This is a genomic window from Chitinophaga varians (genome assembly GCF_014529945.1).
In the GTDB taxonomy this organism is placed as follows: domain Bacteria; phylum Bacteroidota; class Bacteroidia; order Chitinophagales; family Chitinophagaceae; genus Chitinophaga; species Chitinophaga varians.
This window is the reverse complement of sequence record NZ_JACVFB010000001.1, coordinates 204,675-219,251: the sequence shown is the minus strand read 5'-3', so window position 1 is coordinate 219,251 and position 14,577 is coordinate 204,675. Positions and strand designations below refer to the sequence as shown.

The 14,577-nt window shown below is 50.1% G+C and carries 11 protein-coding genes and 2 tRNA genes; 9 read left to right on the top strand and 4 right to left on the bottom strand.

Features of this window, described 5'->3' with window-relative positions; genetic code table 11:
• Positions 1 to 18: 18 nt before the first annotated feature.
• Positions 19 to 91: transfer RNA gene (locus ICL55_RS00870), tRNA-Lys, on the bottom strand.
• Positions 92 to 306: 215 nt separating this feature from the next.
• Here ICL55_RS00870 and ICL55_RS00865 point away from each other — a divergent pair.
• From ICL55_RS00865 to ICL55_RS00850, 4 genes are all read left to right on the top strand, one after another.
• A complete protein-coding gene (locus ICL55_RS00865) occupies positions 307 to 1,122 on the top strand; it encodes an SDR family oxidoreductase (protein ID WP_188094157.1) in 816 nt (271 codons plus the stop codon).
• Between the two features lie 197 nt (positions 1,123 to 1,319).
• Entirely contained in the window at positions 1,320 to 2,147 is an 828-nt protein-coding gene (locus ICL55_RS00860) for an SAM hydrolase/SAM-dependent halogenase family protein (RefSeq protein WP_188094156.1), read from the top strand.
• The gene (locus tag ICL55_RS00855) at positions 2,144 to 2,437 is read left to right on the top strand and encodes a putative quinol monooxygenase (RefSeq protein WP_188094155.1); all 294 of its coding nucleotides are present in this window, start codon (positions 2,144 to 2,146) and stop codon (positions 2,435 to 2,437) included. Before ICL55_RS00860 ends, ICL55_RS00855 begins: the two co-directional genes overlap by 4 nt.
• Positions 2,438 to 2,609: 172 nt before the next feature.
• A complete protein-coding gene (locus ICL55_RS00850) occupies positions 2,610 to 5,843 on the top strand; it encodes a glycosyltransferase family 117 protein (protein WP_188094154.1) in 3,234 nt (1,077 codons plus the stop codon).
• Positions 5,844 to 5,947: 104 nt separating this feature from the next.
• Here the strand turns inward: ICL55_RS00850 and ICL55_RS00845 are convergent, their stop codons facing one another.
• A complete protein-coding gene (locus ICL55_RS00845) occupies positions 5,948 to 6,793 on the bottom strand; it encodes a sugar phosphate isomerase/epimerase family protein (protein ID WP_188094153.1) in 846 nt (281 codons plus the stop codon).
• A gap of 457 nt (positions 6,794 to 7,250) precedes the next feature.
• Between ICL55_RS00845 and ICL55_RS00840 the strand changes: the two genes are divergently transcribed.
• The 3 genes from ICL55_RS00840 to ICL55_RS00830 all read left to right on the top strand — a co-directional run bounded on the left by ICL55_RS00840 (position 7,251) and on the right by ICL55_RS00830 (position 11,286).
• On the top strand, positions 7,251 to 8,345 hold the full coding sequence (locus tag ICL55_RS00840; protein ID WP_188094152.1) for a vWA domain-containing protein: 1,095 nt from the start codon (positions 7,251 to 7,253) through the stop codon (positions 8,343 to 8,345).
• 31 nt (positions 8,346 to 8,376) lie between these two features.
• Positions 8,377 to 9,891 carry a sigma 54-interacting transcriptional regulator gene (locus ICL55_RS00835; RefSeq protein ID WP_188094151.1) on the top strand — a complete coding sequence of 505 codons (1,515 nt, stop codon included), beginning with the start codon at positions 8,377 to 8,379 and terminating at the stop codon, positions 9,889 to 9,891.
• A 90-nt stretch (positions 9,892 to 9,981) separates the two neighbouring features.
• Positions 9,982 to 11,286 carry a Gfo/Idh/MocA family protein gene (locus ICL55_RS00830; RefSeq protein ID WP_188094150.1) on the top strand — a complete coding sequence of 435 codons (1,305 nt, stop codon included), beginning with the start codon at positions 9,982 to 9,984 and terminating at the stop codon, positions 11,284 to 11,286.
• A 72-nt stretch (positions 11,287 to 11,358) separates the two neighbouring features.
• On the opposite strand, the gene ICL55_RS00825 is transcribed toward ICL55_RS00830, so the two are convergent.
• Complete coding sequence (locus tag ICL55_RS00825) at positions 11,359 to 11,841, bottom strand: GNAT family N-acetyltransferase (RefSeq protein ID WP_188094149.1); 483 nt, start codon at positions 11,839 to 11,841, stop codon at positions 11,359 to 11,361.
• A 370-nt stretch (positions 11,842 to 12,211) separates the two neighbouring features.
• A tRNA-Cys gene (locus ICL55_RS00820) sits at positions 12,212 to 12,282 on the bottom strand.
• A gap of 197 nt (positions 12,283 to 12,479) precedes the next feature.
• Here ICL55_RS00820 and ICL55_RS00815 point away from each other — a divergent pair.
• Together ICL55_RS00815 and dapF are read left to right on the top strand one after the other, a co-directional pair.
• Positions 12,480 to 13,361 carry a nucleoside phosphorylase gene (locus tag ICL55_RS00815; RefSeq protein WP_188094148.1) on the top strand — a complete coding sequence of 294 codons (882 nt, stop codon included), beginning with the start codon at positions 12,480 to 12,482 and terminating at the stop codon, positions 13,359 to 13,361.
• A gap of 419 nt (positions 13,362 to 13,780) precedes the next feature.
• Positions 13,781 to 14,566 carry a diaminopimelate epimerase gene (gene dapF, locus ICL55_RS00810; RefSeq protein ID WP_188094147.1) on the top strand — a complete coding sequence of 262 codons (786 nt, stop codon included), beginning with the start codon at positions 13,781 to 13,783 and terminating at the stop codon, positions 14,564 to 14,566.
• The last annotated feature ends 11 nt before the right edge of the window (positions 14,567 to 14,577 follow it).

Below are 14,577 nucleotides of genomic sequence, written 5' to 3'. Positions count from 1 at the left end.
AGGTTTGATACTTGCCTGTGATCCCGCTGGGACTCGAACCCAGGGCCCATACATTAAAAGTGTATTGCTCTACCAACTGAGCTACGGAATCATTCCCTTTTCTGAAGGGAGTGCAAAAATAGGAATAATTTATTTTTAAACAAGTTTTTGTCAAAAAAACTACACAACATCTTACAAAAACCGCTTGTACAAAGGGTTACAGCGGTATATTTTTTTCCGGACGCCGGCACAAATCTGTAACCTCCCTATAATAAATTGCTGTTACTATGAACTTCTCTCCTATTTTTGCAGTGCAAAAATATACCCATGAAAACTTTCTTTCAGAACAAGACAGTCGTTATTACCGGCGGATCGTCGGGGATTGGTAAGGCTTTGGTAGCGGAGATGCTGCAACAGCACGCTAACGTAGCGGTATGTGGCCGTAAGCTGCCGGCGCTGGAAGCGCTGCGCAACGAGCTGAATAATCCGAAGGGACTGTTCATCTTCGTAGCGGATGTGAGTAAGGAAGACGACTGTAAGGCGTTCATAGAAGCGGTGAATGCACAGTTCGGCCGTATCGACGTGTTGATCAACAACGCCGGTATTTCCATGCGGGCACTGTTCCGTGATCTGGAGCTGAGTGTGTTGAAGTCGCTGATGGATATTAATTTCTGGGGAACTGTTTATTGCACCAAGTACGCGTTTCCGGCTATCCTGGCATCGAAGGGCACGATCGTAGGGGTATCTTCCATTGCCGGTTACCGCGGCCTGCCGGGGCGGACCGGCTATTCCGCGTCCAAGTTCGCCATGCAGGGCTTCCTCGAAGCACTGCGGACAGAAAATCTGCATACAGGCGTCAACGTGATGTGGGTATGCCCCGGCTTCACGTCATCGAATATACGGAATACGGCGCTCAACCCACAGGGACAGGCACAAAGTGAAACGCCGCTCAACGAGGATAAACTGATGAGCGCTGAAGCGGTGGCTGCTGCCATTGCCAAAGCGATCGCTAAGCGCAAACGCACGCTGGTACTGACCGGGCAGGGCAAGCTCACAGTATTCCTCAGCAGGGTGATACCCGGTATCCTGGACAAACTCGTCTACAACCACTTTAAGAAAGAACCCAATTCTCCCTTACAGTAAAAAATCAATTTTCTGCTTAAAATAGGCGCCATCGGTATTTTTACCTTTATTTGCAATGAGATTGCATTTAAAACCCCATGGCATCTTTTTTGGAAGGAAAGCGGACATTTAAATATGCCATTCAGATGTGATACCGGTAACTGTTAGCAAGGAAGGGCGTTGAAATGTGAATTTAGAGCGGATTTAGAATTTCTGGCATGTCCATTATAACATTAACATCAGACATAGGGATGCAGGATTACCTGGTAGGTGCCATCAAAGGGCAGCTCTGGCATTACTGCCCGGAATGTCATGTTACGGACATTACCCACCATATCAGCCCGTTCAATCTCCCGCAAGCCACTTACATCTGTAAAAGCGCTTTCGCCTGGTTCCCGCTCGGCACCTTTCATTTTGTATTGATCAATTTATTCGACCGGAAACCGGACCATGTCCTGGTAGCGGAACATAACGGCCAGTATATCGGCTGCGCTGATAACGGCCTGCTGACCATGATCGCCGGAGGCATGCCCGAAAAGGTGGTGAAAATCCCCCTGCCTGCCAATGCGCCCAAAACCACGTTCACCATGATTCAGCTGCTGGCCATGGCTGCCCGTGAACTGAGCAGAGGAAAAGCACTCGGTGAAATCGCCCCCCTCACACAACAGATCCAGGTAAAACATAACCTGCAGCCACTGGTAGGCGATGACTTCATCGAAGGCCAGATCATCCATATCGACAGCTTCGAAAACGTAGTGGTCAATATCACCCGCGACCAGTTCGATGCACAACGCAGGAACCGCCGCTTCCAGATATTTTTCCGCCGCAATGAAGTGATCAACCAAATCAGTGAGTCCTACGCTGATGTACCGGAAGGCCAGAAACTGGCCCTATTTAACGCTGCCGGCTACCTCGAAATAGCCATCAACAAAGGAAACGCCGCCGGCCTCTTCGGCCTGCAGGGATTCCGCAGGGACCAACTGACCCAGCCCACCGGCTTCCAGCAACTTTCATTTTACCAAACTGTCAGAATAATATTTCAATGATCAACAGACTCGTTAAGATGGAGTTTGCACCCGACAAGGTAAACTCCTTCCGGGAACTGTTTTCCCGTCAACAAAATCTTATCCGGCACTTCCCCGGATGCCTCCACCTCGAATTATGGGAACATCCGGCCTCCGGAAACACCTTCTTTACCTTCAGCAAATGGGAGTCCGAAGCCGCACTGGAAACCTACCGGCAGTCAGATCTCTTCCGGGAAACATGGGCGGCCACCAAAGTGCTTTTCAACGGAAAACCAGCAGCATGGACCGTTACAGAGGCTTTCAAAGCCTGAACGCCCGCCGGACGGACCGGGAATTCTAATGGTATTTTAATTCCCCCGAAATCGGCTACTATTCAAGCGGATAGCTAACAATTAAAAAGATATTTACAAAAAGTTAAAACTGTTCGGCAGATTAGCATAATTTGCTGTTTTTTATATTTTTGTCGGACCTTAAAACAACCTTATGAATTTTAAAAGGACCAACAACATAGTTGGCTGGGTGATTTGCATCATAGCCTGCTCTGTTTACATTATGACTATGGAGGCCACGGGCAGCTTGTGGGACTGCGGCGAGTTTATTTCCAGTGCGTACAAAGTACAAGTCCCCCACCCTCCCGGAGCACCCCTGTTCGTGTTGCTCGGAAGACTCTTCAGCATGTTCCTGAAACCCTCGCAGGCCGCCCTGGGCGTAAATACCATGACTGCCCTCGCCAGTGGTTTCACCATCCTGTTCCTCTTCTGGACCATCACGCACTTCGCCCGTCGTCTAATGGTTAAAGCCGGTGAAGAGATCTCCCGTGAAAAAATGATCGCTATCATGGGCGCCGGTATCGTAGGGTCCCTCGCATATACCTTTTCTGATTCATTCTGGTTCTCCGCTGTGGAAGGTGAAGTATATGGTATGTCCTCCTTCTTCACCGCCATCGTGTTCTGGGCCATCCTCAAATGGGAACATGAGGCCGACGAACCTTATGCCGACAGATGGATCGTGTTGATCGCTTACCTCCTGGGTCTCTCCATCGGAGTACACTTGCTCAACCTCCTCACCATCCCGGCTATCGTAATGGTGTACTACTTCAGAAGATTCAAACCTACTGCATGGGGAACCTTCTGGGCCTTCATGATCGGTTGCGCTGTCACCGGCATGATCCAGAAATACCTGATCCAGGATACGGTAAAAGCCTCCGGTTATATGGACGTTATCTTCGTCAATAATTTCGGCATGGGCTACTTCTCCGGATTTATCTTCTACTTCGTGGCCATCACCGTGGTACTTGTACTGGGTTACAGAAAACCGAAACTGGGCCTGTATGCTCCGCTGATCGTGATCGCCTCCGTGATCCTGGTGCCAGCATACAACGACACCAGCGGCGGCGTAGTATTCTTCAAAGTATTACTGGCTGCGTTCTTCCTGCTCATCCCTACCCTGCTGAAAACTTTCGGCGTAAAGCTGAATCCTGCAAAAACATTGCATTTCAGCCGGTTGACCATCCTCTTCATTCTCTTTACCCTCCTCGGATATTCCACGTACATCACCACCATGGTGCGTTCTACTTCCAATCCTTCTGTAGATATGTACAACGTGGACAACCCGATCTCCCTCGTAGGTTACCTCGGCCGCGAACAATATGGTGACTTCCCCCTGATCTATGGTCAGGTATTCACCGCCCGCCCCGAACGGTATGACGAAGGCGGCAACATCTACGCCCGTGGCCCAAAGAAATATATGGTGGCCGGCAAAAAGATGGAACCGAAATACGCTTCCGATGATATGATGCTGTTCCCCCGTGTATGGGACGCCAGCAACGATCAGGGCCACGCAGACTTCTACCGCTCCTGGCTCGGACTGGAAGCCAACGAGAAACCAGGCTTCGGCGATAACATCAAGTTCTTCGTACAATACCAGATGAACTTCATGTACTTCCGCTACTTCATGTGGAACTTCGTCGGTAAGCAAAACGATACCCAGGGCTATGGCAACGTACGCGATGGCAACTGGATCTCCGGTATCCCTTTCATCGATAACCTGATCTACGGCGACCAGAGCATGATGCCGGACAGCCTGAAAGACAACAAAGCACACAACACACTGTTTTTCCTGCCGTTCATCCTCGGTATCATCGGTTTCTTCTTCCAGTACAACAACCATCGTAAAGACACCCTGGTGGTAGCCCTCCTGTTCTTCTTTACAGGTATCGCGATCGTACTGTACCTCAACCAGGCCGGTAACCAGCCACGTGAACGTGACTACGCCTATGTAGGCTCTTTCTACGCTTTCGCTATCTGGATCGGTCTCGGCGTACTCTCTGTATACAACTTCATCAAAAAGAAAACCAAGAGCGCGATGGCGCCCACCCTCGCCACAGCCTTGTGCCTGCTCGCGGTACCGGTACTGATGGCCGCACAGGAATGGGATGACCACGACCGCTCTACCAAATACATTGCCCGCGATATCGCAAAAGATTACCTCGAATCCTGCCAGCCTAACGCGATCCTCTTTACCGTAGGAGATAACGACACCTACCCGCTGTGGTACGCACAGGAAGTGGAAAACATCCGTCCGGACGTGAGAGTGATCAACCTCAGCCTCCTCGGCGTGGACTGGTACATCGATCAGCAACGCAGAATGGTCAACAAAAGCCCGGCCATCCCCATGAGCTGGACACCTGACAAATACCAGGGCGAAAACCGCAACTACATCCGTTTCTTCGATCCGGGAAATATTCCGGCCGATAAATACTTCAACCTGAAAGACATCATGGACTTCATGGGAAGCGATGATGAACACAACAAGATAAACACCCAGGACGGTGGCGCAGAAAACTTCCTGCCTACCCGCCAGCTGTTTATCCCGGTTAACAAGGACGAAGTGCTGAAATACGGCGTGGTAAGCGCTAAAGAAGCAGATAAAATCCTGCCACAGGTACCTATTAAAGTGACCAAGAGCTACCTGCTGAAAAATGACCTGGCTGTTTACGATATCATCGCTACCAACAACTGGAAACGCCCGATCTACTTCACCAGCCCTACCGACCTCGGTCTGAACGATTACCTGCAAACCGATGGTCTGGCCTACCACCTGGTACCGCTGCCTAAACCTACAGCTACCGATCCGTTAGGCATGGACATCAATGCCAACGTAGGAGTAATGTATGATAACCTGATGCATAAATTTGCTTTCGGCGGTGCACAAACAGTAGGTACCTACTTCGATGAACCGAACCGCAAAATGCTGATGTACCTGCGCCAGTCCTTCACCCGCCTCAGCGTAGCCATGACACAGGGCGGTGCTTCCAAAGACAGCGCCATCTCCGTGCTCACCTACATGGACAAAAACGTGAAGGAAGTAAACTTCCCTTACGCGATGACCACTCCGGGTAACATGCACAACTATACGTCCCTCCAAACAGTGTACGCACACTATATTGCCGGTGATGTAAAACGTGCAGAAGAACTGAGCAACCAGATCATCAAAGACTGTCAGCAACAAGTACGCTACTACCAGTCCCTGCCTGCCAGCAGACTGACTTCCGACCTGCAACGCGACGGACAGACCGCTGAACAGTTCATCCAGTGGCTGGAACGTATGAAGGTTGACTTCGGTCCTGGTGGCCAGCACGCCCGCGAAGGCATGCAAACCATGAACACCGAGGATTCTAACGCTGCTCCCAAAGCAGCCCCCGATTCCGCCAAATAACTAAATAACGAAATACAAAAATGTCTAAATAAATTTGGGGCCTTCGGTCACCGGAGATAAAATCCGGACCGAAGGCCCCAAATTTATTTAGACAATTAAATGATTTACAGGTTGCTCACCATTGTTCTCCAGAAAGCAGCGCTTTCTTTTACTTCCGGAACGTTGGTATCCCAGTTGTACTCATATTCTGCGGAGAAAAGGCCTTTAAATTTCTGTGCTTTCAGTGTCTCCAGTACTTTAGGTATCTGACAAACGCCGTTGCCCCAGATCACGTCATGTCCTTTTTCAGATTTTTCGTTCAGGTCCTTGAAGTGCAGGCTTACAATGCGGCCGTTCAGTTTCTTCAGGCACTCTACCGGATCGAGGCCGGAACGCACCCAGTGACCGATATCAGCGCAGGCGCCCATTAATTTGCTTCTGCCTTCGATAGCTTTCAGCACGGCTTCAGGGCTCCAGTAAGGGCTTGGTTTCGGGTGATCATGGATCGCCAGTTTGATGTTGTAGCGGTCGCAGAGCGAAGAAATCAGGTCCAGGTACTCCGGTTGCGGTTCGCTGGTGATGCTCTGGATGCCCATCCTGTTCGCAAAGTCGAACAGCATGCGCCATTCTGCTTCAGAATTTGGCACTACCACGCCAAAAGCCATCAGCACTTTGTGTTTCTTTTTAAACAGCTCTTTTACCTTTTCCTGTTTGTCGGGAGCCATATGGTAGTCCATTTTGCCTTCAATACCGCCGCCGATGGTCTGGCCCGGAAAAGCTTCCACGTACTGGATCCCGCAGCTGTCCATTTTGTCCAGCGCTTCCGCCAGCGTAAAATGGTTGAATGTCCATGCCTGGGCACCCAGTTTCCAGCCCAATGCATCTGCCCTGGCCTGGCCCTTAGCAGACTGTGCAAACATTGCCACCGCTAAACCTCCCGCCAGCAGCCATGCATTTCTCAGTTTTTTCATATTGTTATTTTTTTGATGATTGAAAGTAATAGCTTTCAAGGAAAAATACAAGCACGCGGAGATTTTCTCGCAAAGCGCGCTAAGATTTTGTGTATAAATTAAGCCCGCAAAGGGAGCGAACAAAGGGCGGAGATCACATTTTACCGTTTTTTCACGCAAAGGCGCAAAGCAGCAAAGAAGCAAAGAAAACATCTCACATTATATTAAAAAACAATTAAAATTTATCTACCATATGTTTATATGATACAGTAGATGGTATATTATAAAAAACAACAAATTCCTTAGTTTCTTTGCTGCTTTGCGCCTTTGCGTGAAAAAGCAAAACACCATCTCCGCTCCCTTTGCGGGCTTAATTTATACACAAAATCTTTGCGCCCTTTGCGTGAAAATCTTTACACGCTTTGCGAGAAAATTTTTCGCTAATTTTAGAAACGAACTTTGATTTGATTTTTGTGCTATGAGAGGAATAATTTTTTCCCGGTTCAAACCGGACGAAGATACCCGATCTCCCTTCCAGAAACTGCTGGACCTCTTCACTCAACTACTCACCTACACCAGCGGAGATGTTACAGAAGCCCTGCAGTGGCTCACAGAACTGGATAAGGAATTCGGGCTGACCAACGATGAGTATGGCATAGGTGACTTCATTCAGGAACTCCGCGAAAAAGGATACCTGAAAGAAAATGAAGAAACCGGCAAGATCGAACTCACCGCCAAAACGGAACAAACTATCCGCAAAAACGCGCTGGAAGAGATCTTCGGAAAACTCAAAAAATCCACTGTCGGCAATCACAATATCCGGAAATCAGGCATGGGCGACGAGCTCAATGCGGAAACAAGGCCCTTCGAGTTCGGTGACAGCATCGATCAGCTCGATGTGACCGCCTCCATCCGCAATGCCCAGATCAATCACGGCATCGACAGCTTCTCCATTCATCAGGATGACCTGGAAATCAAGGAAACAGACTACAAAACCCAGACTTCCACCGCCCTGATGATCGATATCTCCCACTCCATGATATTGTACGGGGAAGACAGGATCACCCCAGCCAAAAAAGTGGCCATGGCCCTCAGTGAACTCATCACTACCCGCTATCCGAAAGATACGCTGGACATCATCGTTTTTGGGAACGATGCCTGGCAGGTGGAGATCAAAGATCTTCCCTACCTGACAGTCGGCCCCTACCACACCAATACGGTGGCAGGCCTGGAACTGGCCATGGACCTGCTGCGCCGCCGCCGTAATCCCAACAAACAGATCTTTATGATCACAGACGGGAAACCTACCTGCCTGAAAATCGGGAAAGAATATTACAAAAACAGCTTCGGCCTGGACCGTAAAATCCTTAACCGGACACTCAATCTGGCCGCGCAATGCAAAAAACTGAAAATACCCATCACTACCTTCATGGTAGCCACAGATCCCTGGTTGCAGAAGTTTGTACAGGAGTTTACAGAAACCAACAACGGTAAAGCCTTTTTCTCCGGCACCGACAACCTGGGCCAGTTCCTGTTCTATGACTTTGAAAACGGGAAACGAAAATTATTCTAAAAACCGGCAAGGAATTGCGTAACTTTTAAACATGGATACGAGCATCAAGACGTTAGGTGAACTGAAAAAGAGTGGCTATCAACCCGTTTCAGTCAAAGAGGAAATCAGACGCAACCTGATCAAAAAACTGCAGAAAAAAGAAACTTCCTTCCCCGGCATTATTGGCTATGAAGATACGGTTATACCAGACACCGAAAGAGCCCTGCTCTCCCGGCATAATATCCTGTTCCTCGGTCTCCGCGGACAGGCTAAAACCCGCATGGCACGCCAGATGATAGACCTCCTCGATGAATATATTCCCATCGTGGAAGGCTCTGAAGTCAACGACGACCCGTTCCACCCGCTGTCACGCTACGCCCGTGACCTCGTTGCGGAAAAAGGCGATAAAACGCCCATCACCTGGTTGTCGCGCACCGACCGCTACGCTGAAAAGCTCGCTACACCAGATGTGTCCGTGGCCGACCTCATCGGTGATATAGACCCTATCAAAGCTGCCAATCAAAAACTCAGCTATGCCGACGAACGTGCCATCCACTTTGGCATCATCCCCCGCTCCAACCGCGGCATCTTCGTTATCAACGAACTCCCCGACCTCCAGGCACGTATACAGGTAGCCCTGTTCAATATCCTGCAGGAAGGCGATATCCAGATCCGTGGCTTCAAAGTGAGGATGCCGCTGGACATCCTGTTTGTCTTCACCGCTAACCCCGAAGACTATACGAACCGTGGCTCTATCGTCACGCCGCTGAAAGACAGGATCGAAAGCCAGATCATCACCCACTACCCGAAAAGCGTGGAAAACTCCCTGCTCATCACCGAACAGGAAGCCGATATCCATACCGATCAGGAAGCCCGCGTGGCCATCTCCGATATGGTGAAACGACTGATTGAACAGGTAGCCTTTGAAGCGCGTAACAGCGAATATGTAGACAAAAAAAGCGGTGTCTCCGCCCGTCTCACGATCGCTGCCTTTGAAAATGCGGTCAGCTCCGGCGAAAGACGCGCCATCATCAACAAAGAAAAAGAAACACACGTACGTATAGCCGACCTGATGTCCATTATTCCGGCCATCACCGGTAAAATAGAGCTGGTGTACGAAGGCGAACAGGAAGGCCCGCTACAGGTAGCACACAACCTGCTCGACAAATCCATCCGCACGCTCTTTGCCACCTACTTCCCCAATCCTGATTCGTTCAAGAAAAGGAAACAGGCCGTGCCCGTGGAAAATCCATACCGCAGCGTTATCCAGTGGTTCGACAAAGGCAACAGCCTGCAACTGCTACAGGACATCAGCGACAAACAGTACGAAAACACGCTCAATAAAGTAGAAGGACTAAAAGATATGGTGAAAGCCCGTTTCCCGCAGGCCAACAACCGCGAAGCCCTGCTGCTGATGGAATTCGTGCTGCACGGACTGGCATCCTATTCTCTCATCAGTAAAAAAGTAGGAGAAAACGATACCCGTTTCAGTGATCTGCTTGGCACCATGATGAATTTCAGCCTGAGCAACGATGATGATGATACCAACGATGAACCCGATTTTTAATTCTTTTGAATAAATTCTGACAACAAAGGCTGGTCTTTCGAGACCAGCCTTTGTTATTTTTTATTATTTTGTTGACCTAAAATTCCACTTATGAAACATTCCAGAAGGGACTTCCTCCGTTCCGCGTCCGCTTTGGCGGCCGGTACAGGCCTGGTGTCCGTCCTGCCCGCCGGTTTACGGGCCGTTGCCCCCTCCGACCGTGTCCGCATCGCCGCCATCGGTATCAATGGTATGGGATGGTCTGACCTCACCGCCATGCTCAAACATCCGGCCGCACAATGTGTGGCGCTCTGCGATGTAGACCGCAACGTGCTGGACAAGCGCGTGGGCGAGCTCTCTCAACAAGGCATCAAAGCAAAAGCGTATAGTGATTACCGTAAGCTGCTCGATGACAAGTCCATCGATGCTGTGATCATCGGCACACCGGACCACTGGCACTGCCTCCAGATGACTGACGCCTGCGCCGCCGGTAAAGACGTATACGTGGAAAAGCCGGTAGGCAATTCCATTATCGAATGCCGCGCCATGGTGGCCGCACAGCAGCAACACAAACGCGCCGTACAGGTGGGCCAGTGGCAACGCAGCCAGCAGCACTTTAAAGACGCCGTCGCTTTTGTACATTCCGGCAAACTGGGACAGATACGCCTGGTGAAGGCATGGGCTTATATGGGCTGGATGAAATCCATACCGGTTAAGCCCGACAGCGCCCCTCCTGCCGGCGTGGACTATAAAGCCTGGCTGGGCCCCGCCAAAGAACGGCCCTTCAACGCCAACCGCTTCCATTTCAATTTCCGCTGGTACTGGGATTATGCGGGCGGCCTCATGACCGACTGGGGCGTACACCTGCTCGATTACGCCCTGCTGGGCATGAAAGCAGAAACACCCAAATCGGTGATGGCCGCCGGAGGCAAGTTCGCCTATCCCGATGATGCCGCCGAAACGCCGGATACACTCACTACCGTGTATGAATTCGATGGATTTAATATCCAGTGGGAACAGGCACAGGGCATCAATGGTGGTCCCTACGGGCGCGACCATGGTATTGCTTTTATCGGCAACAACGGCACGCTGGTACTGGACCGCGGCGGATGGGAAGTGATCCCCGAAAAGGACAAAATGGAGGCTGTTGCCCGCCAGGCAGCGGTAGACAATGGCCTTACGCTGCATACGCAGAACTTCATCGACGTTGTTCGTTCACGCCGCCTCGACGACCTGCGCACACCTGTACAGGCTGGCGCACATATCGCCACCACGGCACAAATGGGGAACATCGCCTTCAGGACCGGGAAAAAACTGTATTGGGACAAACACGCAAAGCAGTTTACCGACAGCGACGCCAATCAAATGCTGGCTGCCGGATATCATAATGGGTACAAACTGCCGTCAATCGGCTAACTCACACAGCGGCGCCAGGCAGCAAAAACGCTAATATAAAAGCACTTGTTGCTGGCGCCGTCCCGCCACTGTTCAGGAAGCTTTCTCCAGACTCAGTGACAGGTATACTGCGCTGCTGATAGGGTTGTCGTAATAAGCAGCTATCGGCTGGAATCCCAGCGACGTATACAATTCTATCGCCGGACGCATATGCGCCAGCGTATCGAGCAGAATACGTTTATAGCCCAGGTTACGGCTCTCTTCAATCGCCTCAGCTGCCAATGCTTTGCCTACACCATGGCCTTTGAAAACGTCTCTTACAAAGAGGCGTTTCATTTCGGCGGTCGTGTTGTCAAAAGGACGGATAGCCACACATCCTGCCACCTGGCCATCTACTTTGGCCAGCAAAAGGGCGCCGCCGGGGGCGGAATAAGCGCCTGGCAAATGAGCCATCTCGTCTTCAAACTGTTGAAAGCTAAGGTCAACACTTAACCAGTTGGCATATTCTCTGAAAAGTAGCTTTACCTGTTCCAGGCTTCCGGTATCTGCTGCGGTTACTTTAATGATCTCTGTCATCGCCACACTTTTAGAATTATCGGGAAAGTGCAAAAGCCTTCCGGAATAGGGTGTTCCTATCTCTCTGACTGGTTTCCGGGAACACCCCCAAACTTTTGCGGGATAAGCAATTTACGACATTTAAAACGTAAATGATCAAACAAAAAAATTAATTTTCTGAGAAAAAAAGTGGCTGGATAAGAACCCAAAAGGGGATAAAAGAATGGTAAAACATAACGGGGATAAACACCTGTCTTTTTATCACATGATCAGCATAGACTCCGCGTGCTTTCGTCAGCACCCATCAGCATCTATCCGTAACCGAAAAGCGGCCATGGACAAGGACAATAAAAAAAGCCGCTACAAGAGCGGCTTCTTACTTTCCCATCTGAGGTTCCGAGCGGATTCGAACCGCTGTACGAGGTTTTGCAGACCTCTGCCTAGCCACTCGGCCACGGAACCATACCATCCGACTAAAACACTTGCTGATGCTTGCCTTCAGCGGGCGTCCCCGTCGTTTTGTGGGATTGCAAAAGTAGTAAATTTCTGATAACCACCAAATATTATTCAAAAAATATCTAAAAAAATATTTTGATAATTATACAGAACGTGGGAATATTGAGGTGCCAACAAGGAATGTTGAATTAAAAATTAATAACATGGAGAATAAACGTATTGCTGAATCTGAGCTTATTATCAACAGCCGTGGAGCGGTATATCACCTGGACGTGAGACCGGAAGAACTGGCCCATACCATCATTACGGTGGGTGACCCGGACCGTGTTCCGGCCGTGACCAAACATTTCGATAAAATAGAACACCAATCGCAACACCGCGAATTTGTTACACATACCGGTTATATCGGAAATAAGAGATTATCTGTCGTATCTACCGGCATCGGTACAGACAATATCGATATCGTACTCAATGAACTGGACGCCCTCGTTAATATCGACTTCCAGACACGTCTCGTGAAAGCGCAGCTGACCTCCCTGCAGGTAATCCGCCTCGGTACTTCCGGCGCACTGCAGGACAGCATTCCGGTAGACAGTTTCGTGGTTTCTTCTCATGGTCTCGGCCTCGACAACCTCATGGCCTATTACGCCTTTGAAAATACCACAGAAGAAAAACAACTGCTGGAAGCCTTCCGCGGACAGGTAATGCTGCAACCAGGAGGCGCCAATCCCTGCCTCTTCGCCGCCGGCGAAGACCTGCGTCAGCATTTTACCGACGGATTTCATACAGGCATCACCGTTACCTGCCCCGGCTTCTACGCGCCACAGGGACGTATGCTCAGAGGACCGCTCTCCAACCCGAACCTGATCGACAACCTCACCGGTTTCTCCTATGAAGGACAACGCATCACCAACTTCGAGATGGAAACATCAGCCATCTACGGTATGGGCCGCGTACTGGGCCACCAATGCCTGTCCATCAGCGCCATCGTGGCTAACCGCATCCGCCAGGAATTCACGAAAGACGGCGCCGCTGCCGTGGAAGCTCTGATACAGAAAGGCCTGGGGATTATCGCGGGACTGTAAAAATCCATTCCGCATCGCATATTCATCCCATTCCGGTATCCCAGGGCTCACGCTCTGGGATACGATGTGTTTCAGGCGTGTTTCATAAGCTGTATCCGTCACTAACAGCTTTAAGCCTATTTATACTGCATATAAAGATTAATGCCATAAATGATGGAACAAGCATACCTGAAAGCCTGAACAACATCGTAGCCCAGGGCGTGAGCCCTGGGGCGCCATGATTGACGCCACGATTAAAACCGGGTATATCGGGATGGATAGCATGATAATACCGGAATTGACACCAGGATTAATATTGGACACCATGATTAACACCAGGACACCGCAATTCACGCCTGAATTATCAATTTCCCGTTAATATTTTCCCCTCTGGCCCACAGCCCTGGAAAATCAAATACATTCTTTTCTATCTTTGCCTTATGCAACAGATCCATTTCTATAAATATCAGGGTACCGGCAATGACTTTGTTATCATGGACAACCGGCAAGGGCAGTACGACTGGCTCACCAACGAACAGGTGAACGAGCTGTGCGACCGCCGTTTCGGTATCGGCGCCGACGGCCTGATGCTCCTGAACAAAAGTGAGGACTATGACTTCGCCATGAAATATTACAACTCCGACGGCCGCGAAAGTTCTATGTGCGGCAACGGAGGCCGCTGCCTCGCTGCTTTTGCACATAAAATGGGCGTGGGCGACGGTAACCTGTATTTTATCGCAGTAGATGGCGAACATGAAGCCACGATGGACGGCGAGAACTGGGTCAACCTGAAAATGCTGGACGTTGACTTCGTGGAACAGGGCCCACTGCATTATTATCTCAATACCGGCTCACCACACTTCGTAAAATATGTGGATGATGTACAGGCGGTGAACGTATTTGATGAAGGCCGCCAGATACGCTACAATGAACGTTTTGCTGCAGAAGGCACCAATGTCAACTTCGTACAGCCTTTTGAAAACGGTATCTTCGTACGTACCTACGAGAGAGGTGTGGAAGATGAAACCTATTCCTGCGGAACCGGCGTCACGGCTGCCGCTATTACCTTCGCCGGAAAAGAAGAGAAAGAATATGTAGTGCCCGTGCAGACACTGGGCGGACAACTGGAAGTGCGCTTTACCCGCACCGGCGAACGTTCCTTCTCCAACATATGGCTCTGTGGCCCCGCCACCCTCGTGTTCGAAGGACAAATAACCATTGGCTGATAACGCTTTTT